This is a genomic window from Desulfosporosinus meridiei DSM 13257, assembly GCF_000231385.2.
Lineage (GTDB): Bacteria > Bacillota > Desulfitobacteriia > Desulfitobacteriales > Desulfitobacteriaceae > Desulfosporosinus > Desulfosporosinus meridiei.
Genome location: NC_018515.1, coordinates 2523784 through 2540222 on the forward strand (window position 1 = coordinate 2523784; position 16439 = coordinate 2540222).

The following is a 16439-nucleotide window of genomic DNA, read 5'->3' on the forward strand; positions in this document are numbered from 1 at the left end:
AACACTGTAGACTCTGCTACCGTGACTGTGAAATGACCGTTTCGGAGTTGCCTTATAGGTCTATAGAATAAAATAGGGCCTCCTTATGAAGCCCCGTGCGTTAGTTGTTTTGAGTAATGTATCGCATGTATGCATTCAGGATATTTGTATAATCGCCGGGATGAAGTGTTCCTATCTTAAATACTAGTTGCGAATGATCTAAAATTTGAGTCTTTGAAACTCGAGCAGTCGATTTAAAGTTCAAGTTTGCATATTGCCAATAGTTAATACGAATATCATATTTGTCATTGGGACGAGGAGGCGTTTTAGTTACTTTTACCACTAAAACAATAAGACGCTCCACGTCAAGAATTATGACTGGTCGAGAACGGAATACGGAATCATCTTCTTCAAGAGGAAACTTTGCAAACCAGACATCGCCATTTATGATGGTCATTTCTTTTTAAGGTCTTCGTACATTTTATCCCATTCTTCCTCATCACGCCAAGGATCATCTTTTGGGATAACAGTAAGACCGGATTCATTAATTACGGTGTTGGATTTTGCTATTTTATAGAGAAGTTCTTTGTTTTTGTTTATGAAGTCAGTGAAGGTTGTTTCCTCTTTTTTCTGAGGTATTGGCATTTTATCCATCTCCTCATGATTTGTTTTCTTATCCATATCATACCATCTCCGATAAGGTTGTTTCAATCAGTATTATGCCCGTTTTTAGAAAATAGAAGGTTTTTGCTTGATAAGTACAAATTAATGGTTATTTTTTCAGCACGGCCACTACGCATAACTTCTAGAGATTAATGAAGTTCGTTGATACCCCGCCAGGGACGATGTCTGCTTGGAATGAGGCAGGAGTTATGAGCTATGAACCTATATTAATAATCCCCATAGAAATTCAGATTCAGTCCTAAACAAAAATAAAATCTGACAAGGCATATAGAGCCAAGTCAGACTAAATTATTTATGATTCAAAGCTAATCAATTTTAACAATTTACATTTTCTATTTAGACGCAATTAAATGTGGTTTAATGACCGGTTTCGCTAAGTCAGAATCATCATTAGTTAAAATTCTCCGAATCAAATCCCGATTAGTTAACAGGTTGATTAAGATATTCTCCTCTTTAGTTTTCTTAATGTGGGCACCTGTGAGAATATTAAGGGGGCGATAAAGGGGGTTGTCTTCTATTTGTAATGTCTTAAAAACTTTTTGATCACTTTCTTTGCTAACAGTTAAGGCAGAAATGATGGTTATACCTAGTCCGGCAGCTACGGCATGTTTGATCGCTTGAGTACTTCCTAACTCCATTGCTATATTTAACTGCTCAGGATCAAGTCCGCTCTGCTTTAGCATAATCTCCATCACCTTACGAGTTCCGGAACCCTCTTCTCGGGTCAAGATGCGCTCGTTCATGAGTTCATCGAGTCTAATAGTTTTTCTCGCTGCCCAGGGATGGAAATTAGGAATAACAACTACCAACTGATCTTCCCAGAAACTTTTAACATTTAGATTTTTGTTCTTGCCCACAGGCCCCTCAATCAAACCAATATGCATATTTTTCTCTAAGATATCTTGGGATATGGATTCAGTATTGGCGATTTTAACCTTAAACTCAACTTCCGGATGAATTCTGTGCAAAAATGTTATGAGATGCGGAAGTATATATTCGCCGATGGTCAAGGTTGCGCCGAGACTGATTATTTTTTTCTGATTCTTAGTTAGAGCATCTATCGCCTCTTTGGCAGAGGTTAAGGTATCCAGAACACTTTGAACATAACCGTAGAAGACTTTGCCCTCTTTTGTTAAACTTACGCCTTTATTTGATCTGTTAAAAAATTCTGCACCATATTCTCTTTCTAGGCTCTTGATTTGTACAGTAACGGATGGTTGACTTATATGAAGTTTCTTAGCAGATAACGAAATATTGTTAGTTTTAGCTACTTCCTGAAATACAAGCAAGCGTTCATCCATAATACGATCTCCCTTCGCCGTAAGCTAATCCAAACACTGATAATTTTATCCAGTATTAATCCTAAGTGTATCTAAATCTCCATATGAATTTCCTATCTATGACCAGATAAATATCAGCATTACTAACCACTGCATCCACATAAACCACCCAATTATAAGGCTTTAACTCTATAATAAAAAATAGCACATTACCTTGAGCATTACTGTCGTTAATTTGACAAATCATTTGTCGTTTTTTCGACAATACTCTACTAAAGGAAGAACGAGCACAATTCATCATCGATAGGGATATCAAGGGAATGACCAACAGTTATCGGACTCAAGGAGCAAAATAAAGGTAAATACATATTGTTAGGCGAATAATAACCTGACCGTAGTAGGATTAAGCGTAGGAAAGATTGCCAGTTTTCTATAAATGAGAGGGAGTGTCGGTTTGCTAATCAGAAAAGCAGCGTATGAGGATTTAAATATAATCCTAGAAATATTTAAGAATGCGATTAAGGTAATGAACGACAACAATATTAACCAATGGGATGACCTTTACCCGACTTCTACAGATCTCGAACAAGACATATTAAATGGACAAATGTATGTTGGAATTAAAGATGGCGAAATAGCTTCAGCCTTAGTGATTAATAATGAATGTGAAGAAGAGTATAAGTATGGCAACTGGGGATCTGACAATGACAAGTTTGCTGTTGTTCATCGACTGTGTGTTAACCCAAACTACCAAAATAAAAAAATTGGGAAAGCCACTATGATAAAGATAGAAGAGATATTAAAGACAGAGGGAATTCAATCTATAAGATTAGACACGTTTTCTCTAAATCCATATGCCTTAAAAATGTATCAGACTCTTGGATATCAAAAGGTTGGAGAAGTGAAGTGGAGAAAAGGATTATTTTATTTATTTGAGAAGCAATTATAAAAAAGGACTTTTTGTTTAACATTATTCTGATACCACCCAGTAGGATTTTAATTGCACCCACATGGCAAGGATTTTAATTTAAGCCGATAATTGCCGGTGGGAGTTAAGGACGGAAAAACGTCTCTCTTGCTTAGTTTATTATTTTCGAATTTGAGCAGACCTTTAAAATAGTGCGGACAAAGATAGACCTGACAAAAGGGCTGGTTTTCTGCCAGCCCTTTTGTCAGGTCTATCTTCTTACACTTTCATTATAACATATAAAAAATTGTAAATGCAGACTATTTGTTACCATTTGCTACTGCTATAATGCAATAGCACGTTGGATACGATAATCAAAGACGGAATTGGCAAAGGAGGGAACGTATGAGTTTCTATGTGCTTAGTTTTCAGGATATTGACAAAACAAAACTCATGGTTGTGGGTGGTAAAGGCGCGAATCTAGGGGAACTTTGCAGGACTCCCGGAATACTCGTACCAGATGGCTTTTGTATTTCTACTGAAGCTTTTAAAAGAACACTCTCGGAAACCTCTTCGATTAACGAATTACTTGATCAGTTATCCCTTCTAAAGGTAGAAAACCGGAGTAAAATCGCTGAACTTAGCAGTGAGATTCGCTCACGAATCGAAGGTTTAGCCATTCCTCAAGACATTTATGAAGAAATAACCGTCTTTCTCTCCAAGCTTGGAGAAGAAAATGCCTATGCAGTACGATCCAGTGCAACTGCAGAGGATTTACCGACGGCTTCCTTTGCAGGCCAGCAGGATACGTATTTGAACATTATAGGAAAGGAAGCTATCCTAAAGCATATCAGCAAGTGCTGGGCCTCGCTGTTTACCGAGAGGGCCATAACCTACCGCATTCAAAACGGCTTTGACCACCGTAAGGTACACCTGGCTGTGGTTGTTCAGAAGATGGTCTTCCCGCAGGTGGCTGGAATTCTGTTTACTGCCGATCCTGTCACAGGCAATCGAAAGGTGTCATCCATTGATGCCGGCTTCGGACTTGGTGAGGCTTTGGTCTCCGGACTAGTGAATGCTGATATCTATAAGTTGCAAAGCGGCGAGATTATCGATAAGAAAGTATCCACTAAGAAACTGGCTATTTATGCCTTAAGAGATGGCGGAACGAAAGAACAAGAGACCCCGCCTGAACAGCAGAATAAACAAGCACTGACGGATGAACAGATTTTGCAACTTGAGCGCATTGGTAGAAAGGTTGAAGAACATTTCGGTTGTCCCCAAGACATCGAGTGGTGTTTAGCTGAGGATACATCAATTGGGGAGTTTTTTATTGTCCAAAGTCGGCCAATTACAACTTTATACCCCATCCCTGAAGCAAATGATGATGAAAAACACGTTTATTTATCTGTGGGCCATCAACAAATGATGACCGACCCCTTGAAGCCACTCGGAATGTCTTTAAAGGAGTTAATATCTTTTGGCCGCTGGTTTAAAGCTGGTGGCAGGTTCTTCGTTGATGTGGCACCAATGCTGGCTTCGCCAGATGGCAGAAAAGTCTTATTAAATAACATGAAACAGCTCGAACCCCTCACAAAAGACGCAATTATGACCATCATAGAGCGAGATTTCATAAAATGTTTGCCAAATGATAAGACAGAACAGAGTTCTGGTAATAGCGATAAAGTTAAGCCGCCTGCAGAACCTCAAGCCCAAATCGAAAACAATCCGTTAATTGTTGCTGATTTGATTAGCAAAAGTCAAACCTCCATAGAAGAGTTGAAACAAAACATTCTAGGGAAATCAGGAACGAATTTAATTGACTTTATACTAGAAGATATCCAGGAGTTAAAGAGAATCTTATTTGACCCACAAAGTACTGCTGTATTTACAGCCGCCATCAATGCTTCACTTTGGATCAATGAAAAAATGAACGAGTGGTTGGGGGAAAAGAACGCAGCAGACATACTATCTCAATCTGTACCCAACAATATTACTTCGGAAATGGGTCTGGCCTTAATGGATGTGGCAGATGTGATTCGCCCTTATCCCGAAGTAATTGATTATTTACTGAACGTAAAAGACGATAATTTTTTAGAAGAATTAGTTCAGCTTGATGGTGGGCGCGTTACCCAAGAGGCAATCCTGTCTTATCTTGACAAATACGGAATGCGATGCAGCGGAGAAATCGATATTACGAGAACTCGTTGGAGCGAAAAACCAATTACACTAATCCCTATGATTCTCAGCAACATCAAAAACTTTGAACCTAATGCTGGTAATCGAAAATTCGAGCAAGGGCGACGAGTTGCTTTGGAAAAAGAACAAGAGCTATTAGAGAGATTGAATAAGTTGCCGGATGGTGAAGAAAAAGTCAAAGAAACAAAGCGAATGATTGACCTAATCCGAAACTTCATAGGCTATCGTGAATATCCAAAATACGGCATGGTTAGCCGCTACTTTGTTTATAAGCAGGCATTACTGAAAGAAGCCGATCGACTCGTACAAACAAATGTCATTCAGGAAAAAGAAGATATATATTACCTCACTTTTGAAGAACTTCGCGAAGTCATAGCCACAAATAAACTGGATTCTCATATCATCTACAAGCGAAAAGAAGAATACAAATCATTTGAAAAACTAACTCCTCCACGTGTTATCACCTCTGAAGGCGAAAAAATCTCCGGCGAGTACAAACAGGAAAATCTTCCAGCTGGTGCTATGCCTGGTCTGCCTGTTTCTTCAGGAGTTATAGAGGGAAGAGCCCGGGTCATCTTAAGCATGGAAGACGCAAATTTAGAAGATGGAGATATATTAGTCACAACCTTTACTGACCCCAGTTGGACACCATTATTTGTATCCTTAAAAGGCCTAGTCACCGAAATTGGCGGACTGATGACCCATGGAGCAGTTATAGCACGTGAATATGGCCTACCGGCAGTTGTAGGAGTAGAAAATGCTACCAAACTGATCAAAGATGGGCAACGAATTCGCGTGCATGGAACTGAGGGGTATGTAGAAATCCTATAACGAGGAAGGAGCTAATGTATATCCTCCATCATTGGCTCCTCCATAATAGCAGCTTTCAGTTTCAGTCCCGCCCGAAAGGCAGATGATTTAATGTTTGTAAAAAGGGTTATTTGTTTATTGGCAGTCCTAATGCTTGTGGGATGCCAGCCTTTACAGCAAATTAACAATCAAGTACAGACCCCGGCACAACAAGCAGACCCAGTTAAGGAAAAACCAACTGAAAAAGACCCCATTAAAGAACAACTTAGTAAAATGACCTTGGAAGAAAAAATCGGTCAATTGGTAATTGCCGGGGTGGATGGATACACCAAAGATAATCACACTCTTGAACTTACCAGTAAATATCATGTTGGCGGTTTTATTATACTGGGGCAGAACGTAGAGAACGCCAGTCAATTGTTAACCCTAACCAATTCCTTAAAGGCAGACAATAAGAAAGTATCTACGATACCGCTGTTTCTGGGAATTGACCAAGAGGGCGGCAAAATCAACAGGATGCCCAATCAAATTCTCGGTACTCCCACCAATAAAGATATCGGCAAGATAAATAATCCAGGCTTTTCTGAGCAGGTAGGTGAACTACTGGGAGGAGAATTGAAATCCTTTGGGATGAACCTAGACTTTGCGCCGGTCTTAGATATTAACAGCAATTCTAAGAACCCGGTTATTGGTGACCGCTCTTTTGGGAATACCCCTCAATTGGTTAGTGATCTGGGCGTAGCAACCATGAAGGGAATTCAATCCGAAAAAGTGATCTCTGCAGTAAAACATTTTCCGGGGCACGGAGACACTTCGGTCGATTCCCATGTGGGATTACCGGTAGTGAATAATGGATTAGAACGAATTGAACAGTTCGAATTGATTCCCTTTAAAGCCGCCATTAAACAAAATGTAGGTATGGTGATGGTCGCCCATATATTACTTCCGAAACTGGATAACTCATATCCGGCCAGTATGTCTAAATATATAATCACCGACCTGCTAAGAAAGCAACTAGACTTTAACGGTGTGGTTATTACGGATGACATGACCATGGGAGCAATTACTAAGAATTACGATATTGGGCAAGCTGCGGTTCGTTCAGTGAATGCAGGTGCAGATATCCTATTGGTCTGCCATGATTTCGCCAAGGAAACCCTCGTGCTTAACACCTTGATTGCTGCAGCGAAAAACGGAAGTATTCACCAAAATACCATAGATGAAAGCGTGCATAGAATCCTTCAGCTAAAACAGAACTATGAGCTGGCGGACAACACTGTACCAACTGTAAATGTACAGAACATCAATGATTCAATTAAAAGGTTATTTAAAAAGTGAAACCTGGAGAGCGAGACAGATAAAGAGAATGAATAATCCCTGGTACACCGCCTCGTCCACCGCATCAACATCCCTATTTTCACTGCCTAAGTAAAGCAGCGCTGTGCGATATAGGCGTGCTTTCAGGAGTTCTGTTCGAGCGGCAAACTCGTTGCTGTCCATGTTGCTTCCGCCCCTTTCTATAGCAAGCTGAAATCTCATACATAGATTAGATATATTGATTTAGCTTTTTGATTTAGCTCAGAAAAATATTTTTGTCGCCTGTCAACTATGTGATAGCGGTGGGGTATATATAATCGGAAGGCCAATATGCTTGGATAAAGTATTAATAAGTATTCCTTCTATGGTATAATTCAGTTGTTAATATGTGTAAATGAGGGTGATTGATGGATGTCTTTGGCCGATAATAGACTTATTTCTTACGAAGATCTTCTTAAACTTAGGGAAGATACTGATGATAAAGTGGAGTTAATCGATAGTGTTGCATATATGACGCCAGCCCCAACACCTTTGCATCAAAAAATATGTTTTAAAGCAGCTCAGATTATGGATGATTTCGTTGCGGGCAAAGGTTGCCAGATGTTGCAGGGCGTTAATGTTAGGCTATATGATGAGCAAAAAAGAAAAATTGGAGATGTAATTCCAGACATTTCGGTATTTTGTCAGTATGAGGATCTCAACGTAACTTTTATTGATGATATCCCGACAATCATCGTTGAGATCGTTTCGCCATCTACAGTCTATACCGACAATATTAAGAAGGCTGATCTTTATAAAAGAGCTGGTGTCAAAGAATATTGGATTATAGATCCTAAATCAAAACTTATCACTGTTTGGAATTTTAACACTGATGAGCAGATGATATATAGTGAAATTGCTCATTCCTATTTATTTGAGGGATTAAACATAGAGTTAGAAAATCTCTTTACTTAATCGCGATGAAAGGGAAGGGTGTATACATTGTCCGAAAAGCATAGGCATCGACACGGAAGAACTGTCCCCTTGTGTCTCTTATATTGAGGAATATCTATACGAAATCATAACTTTTAACCGCTGCCCGTTCTACTTTGAAACTTGAGTTTCAAAGTAGAACGGGCAGTTAGTGTTTGGTATTCTTTCTGTTGTTAGAAATGGAGAAAAATTACTCTCCAAGCCAACCGCTTCATTACTCACCACGGCGAGGTATTGAGGGAGACGCTGGGGATTGACATGCTGCCTGAAAAAGCTCATGATTTATCTGAAGTGTTCGGCTAGTAGGAAGATGCAACGTGTATAGAGAGGATGAAAGCTTGATGTGTGGCCGATATTCCTTTTCCAAACCAAAGAACATTACGGAACGTTTTGGTATAGTCCAACTTGAGTTTGAGTTTGAGTTTGGCCCACGCTTTAACATTGCACCATCTCAAGAAGTTCCTGTGGTGATCCATAAAAATGGAAGTAACCTCTTACTAATGTTTCGCTGGGGGCTTATACCGTATTGGGCTAAAGATGAAAGCATCGGAAACAAATTAATCAATGCCCGAGCAGAGACCTTGGCTGAAAAGCCAAGTTTTCGCAGGTCCTTTGAGGAAAAACGATGTCTGGTCTTGGCAGACGGTTTCTACGAGTGGAAAAAAGAAGGTCGCATTAAAAAACCCTACAGAATCACTCTTCAAGACGGCAGACCCTTTGCTTTCGCAGGTTTGTGGGATTCTTGGTTGTCCCCGACAGGCCAAACTATAAACTCATGTGCGATTATTACGACTACACCTAATAAGTTGATGGAGCCTATACACAACCGAATGCCTGTAATATTGCCACAGGGCATGGAGTCGCTTTGGCTGGATAGTGGTGCTATCCCTAGCCGTGAAGTCAAAGGTTTGCTAACACCTTTTCCAGCGGAAGGAATGGTTGCTTACGAGGTATCACCACTGGTGAATTCTCCACGCAACGATGAACCTGAATGTATAGTTCCAGTAAACAGGCTTTTTTAGGATTATGAAATAATATTTGTGGTATGCGTGATGCTTCTTCTTGGAAATGGAAAACGATTCCGTTTTCATTTTCACTCGGTACGTCCAATAGGCTCACCCCTTTATCCAAAGAAATTACAACGACCTTTAGAGATTTCCAATTATTACAATAAACACACCCCAATATGAGGAGTATCTCGATCCGATAACGGGTTTGTTGATCCAGACAGTAAAGGACTTAAAAGTAGGTGCATTAAGTATGGAACAGATTATAGAAGAGAGACAGGAAATTTGTTCAACTGTTTCAAAGATTGTTTCCCTAATGATTTTCCGGCAAAGACCGAAGGGAAGTAATGAGGTAGGAGAAATTGTTGGATTTAAGTGTGAAAGCAGTAGTGCTAAATGTGAGTCTCGTTGCACTTATAAGATGATGATGGAAGATTTTTAGCTCGTAATTAATGCTAGCTGAGGCTAAAACGGCTTCAATTCAAAACGGTATCAGTAATATTTCTTTTAGGACAGAAGATGTACACAACTTAAAATTTTCCGATTTCCAATTTGATATTGTTGCCTCCAGGTTTGCTGTACATCATTTTTCCGATGTAAGACGTGCCCTTCAGGAAATGTGTAGAGTATTAAAGCCCTGTGGTAAGACGACACTCTTTGGAATTCCATAGCAGGAATTTGTGAGGCCTGGCAAACGGTCTTAGCAAACTATCCCCAGATTACAAAAGCAGTGTGGTCTGCACAGGCCTCCAATATTCAGCAGCAGATAATTGGGTGAAAACTTTAATTGATACAAAGTTATATTACATTGACTCGGCGGCCCTTTTTTACATATGTTGGGGGAGAATGCTTTTAACCCTCAATATTTCGGGACTCTAAGAGCTCTTTTCTTGTTTGTAGGAGGTGAAAAACCTAATCTTCAGATATGAAAATCACAAGGGAACACTTGTTCTAGATACTTATATTCGTTATAATAATGGCTATAAAAGTTGAAGAAGCTTATTGAAATAGAAATGCTATAAGCTCACTTCTATAAGTAGTGAAGACTACACAGGTACAGGAGTGATGTAAGATGTCAAAAAAACCAGATAAGAAAACAGAAGCTGCTTTAATAAGAGCATTGAAAAATGCAAAGGCCTTTAGCCAACAACTGCAGGAAAATAGAGAGAAGCGGCTTTGGAAGAAGGTTGATGTTCCATGTAGCCTTTATGAGGCCATTAACGGATTAACAAAAGCTGAAATGGATACAATCCGTAAAAACTATGATTTGAGAAATCTAAGCTCACTCAGAAAGGCAGAGTTGGCAGCGGAACTGGCAAAATTGATTCCTTTGAAGTTTAAGAAGATCATCTTTACATTGGATCAAAGCAGGTACGACTTTATTAAAATAATCATTAAGAATTCGGGAGTTATACCTGATATGGGTATTTCTGTTTCGAATGCGGAAGCATTCATGGGATTAAGTATTATATTTCCCGGATTATATGACGATCAAAAGGTATTATTTATGCCAACTGAACTGATAAACATTTTTTCCCAGATAGATAGCAGTGAGTTGCAGAACATTGTTCAACGCAATACCGAGTGGATACGCTTAACCCATGGATTGCTTCATTACTATGGTGTCATGGACGCTTGGCTCGTTAAAGCGAAGATAAGCGAGCTCATAGGGCAGGAAATCGACATTCTGGAATTTATGAATGTGATGTCCTTTGCCTGTGATTTCTATGGACAGGCTCGTTACACGTTATATGGATATCAGGATGACAGAGTTTTTGATGCAAAGAAAATTGTTGAAGAACACAGAATGAGACCAGGGGTTGATTATTATCCTTTTACAAAAAATCAGCTGTTAAAAGCCGGTGATCCGGATCATGTTGACAGAACACCGGAGATGAGCAGCTTTATCAGTTTCCTTTTAAAGCATTACAGGCTGTCTGATCAGGAAATAAACGAAATTGCATTACAGACAACCTATATGATCAATGCGGATTCCAAGCCGACGCTGATTATTCAATACCTGCAGAGCTGGATAGAGTTTCCGTCGTTCGAATTTGTACAGCAGTTAACAGCAAGAATAATGGAACTATATAATAATACTCGCCAGTGGGTGTTAAAGGGACATACTCCCAATGAGTTGATTCAGGAAGAAAGAAAATACTTGAAGCCTTTGCCGACTGAACCTTTTAAGATAAGTCAGCAGAATTCGAAAGTAATTGATCTGCAAACCCGCACCAAGATCGGTCGAAATGATCCCTGCCCTTGCGGCAGCGGCAAGAAATTTAAGAAGTGCTGCGAAAAATGAAGACAAATGAAGGATGCACCTAAAGAACTGAGTGCAGTTTAAAGGCGCTCTTTTTTGTTAGGCATACTATCATGAATTAATCATAATGCTTCGACGGCCAGCCTCTTCAGCTGACCCGCAAGGTATATGCCAAGATCGATACTGATCGCGCTGCGCAGCATAAGCTCTATGGAAGGATCATAAAGAATGGTGGCATTGGCCCTAACTTCTTCATCCCCTTGCCAAACTATCACACACAAAGGAATTTCAGGAAATGCCCTGAAAACCACGGACGCATCACCGAAGGGACCGGCTTGACCGCCCAAAGAGCGTGCAGCCGTCATTAACCGGCTGGTCTGATGTCCGAATGCTTCGATCAGCACTGAGATAGCCGTTTTATGAAACGCGGAATAAAATATCATTCCACCCGGTATTTCTTTAATGCTCACCCAGTTTGGGGCTGATTCCGGCAACGGCTGCGCATAGGCTAAGTAATTGAGGATAATGATTGTAGCCACCACATCGGGAACATATCCGTCTGCTTTCCGCCAGATTGTCTCCTTTGCGCTGTCCACGATATATTCCTCGTTAAAAAACATCACAACAAACTGACGGGTATAGCTACTGTACGAAAGAGCGCGTGCCGCCGTTATCTCTTTAGGATCGCGTTTCTTAATATCCTGCCAAAATTTATCATAAACAACACGGTAATTGGATTCCATCTCCATCCCCCTGTAGCCCATTTTCCGTTCACATCCTTTTTATTTCTCAAAAGCACCTGCAACTGCATTCTACTATTCCACATTATTCACCGATGATCTTGACCAGGACGCGTTTGCAGCGGTCTCTATCAAACTCACAGTAAATAATCTGCTCTCGAAGCCACCATAAACTACTCTAAAATTCTAGAAGTCCAGTAGTAAAACCAAGCATCTTCATTATATCAACCTTAGTTTAATATTTGGAGAATTACAAAAAAATAAGGTGATGAAAATTAGATGATATCAAGAACATGGAATGGTATTGTATCTATTCATATGAAGGATGCGTTTGAAAAATATGAATATGAAACAGAGATAAGGGATACAACGATAATAAAAGGAAACATGGGGGCATATTTGAAGATAGTTGAACAAGGGGAATATGCACATTTCTATTTATGTACAAAATGGGATACAATGGCTAGTGTGATTGCATATGCAGGTAATAAACCGACAATAGCTGTAACTTACCCGGATGACGAGCAATTTGGCCTAATTTCAGATCCGATTGTGATTATGCAAGAGGTGGCCGATGCGGAAAATCCTTTTTTATAATAAGAGAATCATAAGGCAAATAATGGGTATATGAAAGTAAATTTCTTCTAATTATATAATGCACAGATAAACAGAAATTTTTCGAGCAGATTATTTGTATTTAAGTAGGCAACCGGAGAATAAGCATGAAGAACAGAACCTATATCGCAATTGATTTGAAATCCTTCTACGCTTCGGTCGAATGTGTGGAACGAGGGCTTGATCCGCTGACCACCAACCTTGTTGTCGCTGATGCAAGCCGCACCAAAAAAACCATCTGCCTCGCCGTCTCTCCCTCCCTCAAAGGATACGGCATTCCCGGTAGGGCGAGGCTGTTTGAAGTTGTACAGAAGGTCAAGGAAGCAAATGCAGCACGGCTGGGCAAAGCTCCAGGACGAGCTTTTTCCGGCGTTTCCTGCAACGATACTGAATTGAAATTCTCACCGGGTCTCTCGTTGGACTACATTGTTGCTCCACCGAGGATGGCGTATTATATAGAGTACAGCACGCTGATTTACAATATCTATTTGAAGTACATTGCGCCCGAAGATATTCATGTCTACTCCATTGACGAGGTATTCCTTGACGTTACCGATTATCTGAACACCTACAATCTTTCAGCCCGTGAGCTTGCCGCGAAAATAATGCTAGATGTACTCAAAACAACTGGCATTACAGCAACGGCGGGAATTGGCACAAACCTGTACCTCAGCAAGATCGCTATGGATATTCAGGCAAAGCACATACCGGCTGATAACAACGGTATGCGGATTGCCGAGCTGGACGAAATGAGCTACCGTCGCTCTCTATGGTCACATCGGCCTCTAACCGACTTTTGGCGCGTTGGAAAAGGATATGCCAAGAAGCTGGAGGAAAAAGGTCTCTTTACAATGGGGGATATTGCAAGATGCTCTCTCGGTAAACCTACCGATTACCACAACGAGGATTTACTGTATAAGCTATTCGGCATTAACGCTGAGCTGCTGATCGACCATGCCTGGGGGTGGGAGCCATGCACAATTGCCGATATTAAAGCGTATAAGCCAAGCACAAACAGTATTGGATCGGGACAGGTACTGCACTATCCCTATACTTTTGACAAAGCGAAGCTGATCGTGCGGGAAATGACTGATCTGCTGGTACTTGATCTGGTAGATAAAAGACTTGTGAGCGACCAGCTTGTTTTAACGGTCGGATATGATATCGATAATCTAACAAATCCAGAGATTAATAAATCATATCACGGGGCAATCACCACTGACCATTACGGACGTAACCTTCCGAAATCCGCGCATGGTTCAGTAAATCTTGGCAGACAGACCTCCTCGGCAAAGCTAATCCTGGATGCTGTCACAGATCTGTTTGAACGCATCGTTGACAAAAATCTTCTGATCAGAAGAGTCAACATCACAGCGAATCATGTCGTTGATGAGGCAACTATTCAAAAGACGGGCAACTTTGAACAACTTGATCTCTTTACGGATTACGCGGCTGCGCAGGCAAAAAAAGAAGATGAAGAAGCTGAGCTTGCACGAGAAAAAAAGATGCAGCAAGCAATGCTTGAAATAAAAAAGAAATACGGCAAGAACGCCATTCTAAAGGGTATGAATCTGGAGGAAGGCGCTACCACTGTAGACCGGAACAGGCAGATTGGAGGGCACAAGGCATGACGAAAACATATGACGACATTATTAATCTACCTCACCATGTCTCTACGACACGCCCTCATATGACTGCTATTGACCGGGCAGCTCAGTTTTCCCCTTTCGCCGCACTGACCGGCTATGATGCCGCCATCAAAGAAACAGCAAGACTGACTGGCGAGAGAGTAAAATTGGACGAATATATGAAAGACGCTTTAAGTGAGAGGATGCAAATCATAGCAGATCGGATTAAAGAGTATCCTGAAATCGCAATTACCTACTTTCAGCCGGATGCGAAGAAGAATGGCGGCGACTATGTTACTGCTATCAGTACGGCTAAAAAGATAGACGAATATGAACGGGTTGTCGTTATGACCGATGGCACAGCGATTCCCATTGATGAAATAATCAGTATAGATGGGAAGCTATTCGAATTTATGGAAATACGTTGAACCAATAGTCAAGGTTGAACAGATAGTGAATACAAGTACTCACGGTTCTTAGCGTTGGAAAAATCAGCTTATTATTACCACATATTGTCTTAGAGTGGGTTTTACGTCATTATGTTGGCTCTACCCCTAACAATAAGCTCTCATAACATTACAGTTATGAGAGCTTATTGTTATAATTCGGAAAATTTATTTTCTTTATTACATTATGAACTAAATTTTGATTACAGTGCCTAATACGTTTTTGTAGTTCTGGCTATTATTTTCTGATAATAACAATAGCCGGCAGGAATATTTAGGAAAGTGATAGAATTCTAGTTGAAAGAAATTTAAATAAAAAAGCCCTTTTACAATATGAAAAAAGCCATGCAATGTTGGATCACAAAACAACGCATGCTTGGAACCAATTTCAAGTTCTAAGCAAAATATATTCAGTTCAGTTAATCGACAAGAGGAGCGAAGTCTATGGAAATGCTATATGGATTACTAAGAGCGCTTATTGGATGGCCCGGAATTATTACAGCTATCGTTCTTGTATGTATCGGAATATATTCCAAGAGAATTTGGTTAATCATTTTAGGTGGGATTTTTGCTATACCTATATCCTGGTATTTGGGTTCAACTCCAAGATTTAGATATATAATGTATGCACTTCCCATATTCTTTATTGGATCGGCACTTGCGATTAAATATGAAAAAAGTAAATTAGCGTGGATTTTTACATTACCATATGTTGGGGTTATCGTGTGGTTAGGTTTTACAGTTTTATTCCAATAAGCGCTCTGTACAAGGGACTTATTAATAAACGACTAGGTGAGATTTGAAGTTGCCACTTTACTTAACACCGTGTTGCCGACACTTAGAAGGTATCATTATTATAGATTAAATTTGAAAGGATAGGTGGTAATATAAAATTGAAAGTTTCAAAGCATGCAATAATTTCGGTAATATTAATTTTCTTCACTATTTTCTTAGGACACACCACAGAAACCGGATTTTCAATCGGTGACAAAATATTGTTGGGGTTAGGAATATCTCCATGGTCGAATGGTCAAACTGGGTTTCACTACCCTGTAGTAATTTACTTTGCGTTATTTATTATCGGATGTCTTGAGGCAAGAAGAATAATGACTATTCGACAACTTTTGATATTGTTACTTTTATTATTCATACTTACTCCGTCAGTTGTATCCTTTGTCAAGCCTTATTATTATGGAATTCATAGAGGTCTAGATTCAGTTGAATATGACTCAAGAAACAGTAATTTTAATATTAGAGGTTCAAATGATAAGAAGAAAATCGAGGTACTTGGTGCAGTTGTCCTAACCAATTATGGAAAGGATACTATAAAATTTGGTATTAAGATACCATCAGATAACTTTTTCCCTAAGGAATTGTTTCCTCAGGATTTAATTTTGACAGAAGTAGAAAATTCAGAGGAGCCTGGGAATTTTATTCTGCATTCTGGTGAAACGCGAACTATCCTATCTTATAATTCGATTACGGTGAAGAATGGTTATTACGGGCAGGGAGGTATGCAAGGGCCAATTCTTATTCTTTATACCGAAGATGAAAGCCGGACGGTAGGGAATAATCTTTGAATGATATACAGG

At 39.9% G+C, this 16439-nt stretch carries 18 protein-coding genes; 13 read left to right on the forward strand and 5 right to left on the reverse strand.

What is annotated here, in order from left to right; genetic code table 11:
- Positions 1-100 precede the first annotated feature (100 nt).
- The 3 genes from DESMER_RS11575 to DESMER_RS11585 all read right to left on the reverse strand — a co-directional run bounded on the left by DESMER_RS11575 (position 101) and on the right by DESMER_RS11585 (position 1964).
- Complete coding sequence (locus DESMER_RS11575) at positions 101-436, reverse strand: type II toxin-antitoxin system PemK/MazF family toxin (RefSeq protein ID WP_014903236.1); 336 nt, start codon at positions 434-436, stop codon at positions 101-103.
- Entirely contained in the window at positions 433-660 is a 228-nt protein-coding gene (locus DESMER_RS11580) for a hypothetical protein (RefSeq protein ID WP_014903237.1), read from the reverse strand. The genes DESMER_RS11575 and DESMER_RS11580 overlap by 4 nt, the downstream gene beginning before the upstream one ends.
- Positions 661-995: 335 nt before the next feature.
- Positions 996-1964 (reverse strand): LysR family transcriptional regulator, encoded by a 969-nt coding sequence (locus DESMER_RS11585; RefSeq protein WP_014903238.1) that lies wholly within the window; start codon positions 1962-1964, stop codon positions 996-998.
- A gap of 433 nt (positions 1965-2397) precedes the next feature.
- On the opposite strand from DESMER_RS11585, the gene DESMER_RS11590 reads away from it, so the two are divergent.
- The 3 genes from DESMER_RS11590 (at position 2398) to nagZ (ending at position 7197) form a co-directional block, all read left to right on the forward strand.
- Positions 2398-2892 (forward strand): GNAT family N-acetyltransferase, encoded by a 495-nt coding sequence (locus tag DESMER_RS11590; protein WP_014903239.1) that lies wholly within the window; start codon positions 2398-2400, stop codon positions 2890-2892.
- A 363-nt stretch (positions 2893-3255) separates the two neighbouring features.
- Positions 3256-5880 (forward strand): phosphoenolpyruvate synthase, encoded by a 2625-nt coding sequence (gene ppsA / locus DESMER_RS11595; protein ID WP_014903240.1) that lies wholly within the window; start codon positions 3256-3258, stop codon positions 5878-5880.
- Between the two features lie 90 nt (positions 5881-5970).
- Positions 5971-7197 carry a beta-N-acetylhexosaminidase gene (gene nagZ, locus DESMER_RS11600; protein WP_014903241.1) on the forward strand — a complete coding sequence of 409 codons (1227 nt, stop codon included), beginning with the start codon at positions 5971-5973 and terminating at the stop codon, positions 7195-7197.
- Here nagZ and DESMER_RS23795 read toward each other — a convergent pair.
- A complete protein-coding gene (locus DESMER_RS23795; protein WP_014903242.1) occupies positions 7183-7359 on the reverse strand; it encodes a hypothetical protein in 177 nt (58 codons plus the stop codon). The genes nagZ and DESMER_RS23795 overlap by 15 nt on opposite strands.
- Before the next feature lie 228 nt (positions 7360-7587).
- On the opposite strand from DESMER_RS23795, the gene DESMER_RS11605 reads away from it, so the two are divergent.
- The 5 genes from DESMER_RS11605 (at position 7588) to DESMER_RS11625 (ending at position 11460) form a co-directional block, all read left to right on the forward strand.
- On the forward strand, positions 7588-8130 hold the full coding sequence (locus tag DESMER_RS11605) for a Uma2 family endonuclease (protein WP_014903243.1): 543 nt from the start codon (positions 7588-7590) through the stop codon (positions 8128-8130).
- Between the two features lie 359 nt (positions 8131-8489).
- Positions 8490-9170 carry an SOS response-associated peptidase gene (locus tag DESMER_RS11610; RefSeq protein WP_042334468.1) on the forward strand — a complete coding sequence of 227 codons (681 nt, stop codon included), beginning with the start codon at positions 8490-8492 and terminating at the stop codon, positions 9168-9170.
- A 238-nt stretch (positions 9171-9408) separates the two neighbouring features.
- Positions 9409-9597: a hypothetical protein gene (locus DESMER_RS11615; RefSeq protein WP_014903245.1), complete on the forward strand. Its 189-nt coding sequence runs from the start codon at positions 9409-9411 to the stop codon at positions 9595-9597.
- Between the two features lie 10 nt (positions 9598-9607).
- Positions 9608-9826, forward strand: coding sequence for a class I SAM-dependent methyltransferase (locus DESMER_RS11620; RefSeq protein WP_042333712.1), 219 nt, complete (start codon positions 9608-9610; stop codon positions 9824-9826).
- Positions 9827-10227: 401 nt separating this feature from the next.
- Positions 10228-11460 carry a YecA family protein gene (locus DESMER_RS11625; RefSeq protein WP_014903246.1) on the forward strand — a complete coding sequence of 411 codons (1233 nt, stop codon included), beginning with the start codon at positions 10228-10230 and terminating at the stop codon, positions 11458-11460.
- 80 nt (positions 11461-11540) lie between these two features.
- Here the strand turns inward: DESMER_RS11625 and DESMER_RS11630 are convergent, their stop codons facing one another.
- Positions 11541-12161, reverse strand: coding sequence for a DUF3786 domain-containing protein (locus DESMER_RS11630; protein ID WP_014903247.1), 621 nt, complete (start codon positions 12159-12161; stop codon positions 11541-11543).
- A gap of 276 nt (positions 12162-12437) precedes the next feature.
- Between DESMER_RS11630 and DESMER_RS11635 the strand changes: the two genes are divergently transcribed.
- The 5 genes from DESMER_RS11635 to DESMER_RS11655 all read left to right on the forward strand — a co-directional run bounded on the left by DESMER_RS11635 (position 12438) and on the right by DESMER_RS11655 (position 16427).
- Positions 12438-12755 carry a pseudouridine synthase family protein gene (locus tag DESMER_RS11635; RefSeq protein ID WP_014903248.1) on the forward strand — a complete coding sequence of 106 codons (318 nt, stop codon included), beginning with the start codon at positions 12438-12440 and terminating at the stop codon, positions 12753-12755.
- 125 nt (positions 12756-12880) lie between these two features.
- Positions 12881-14404 carry a Y-family DNA polymerase gene (locus DESMER_RS11640; protein ID WP_014903249.1) on the forward strand — a complete coding sequence of 508 codons (1524 nt, stop codon included), beginning with the start codon at positions 12881-12883 and terminating at the stop codon, positions 14402-14404.
- Positions 14401-14829: a hypothetical protein gene (locus DESMER_RS11645; protein WP_014903250.1), complete on the forward strand. Its 429-nt coding sequence runs from the start codon at positions 14401-14403 to the stop codon at positions 14827-14829. The genes DESMER_RS11640 and DESMER_RS11645 overlap by 4 nt, the downstream gene beginning before the upstream one ends.
- 462 nt (positions 14830-15291) lie before the next feature.
- On the forward strand, positions 15292-15603 hold the full coding sequence (locus tag DESMER_RS11650) for a hypothetical protein (protein ID WP_014903251.1): 312 nt from the start codon (positions 15292-15294) through the stop codon (positions 15601-15603).
- Positions 15604-15740: 137 nt separating this feature from the next.
- Positions 15741-16427: a hypothetical protein gene (locus tag DESMER_RS11655; RefSeq protein ID WP_014903252.1), complete on the forward strand. Its 687-nt coding sequence runs from the start codon at positions 15741-15743 to the stop codon at positions 16425-16427.
- The last annotated feature ends 12 nt before the right edge of the window (positions 16428-16439 follow it).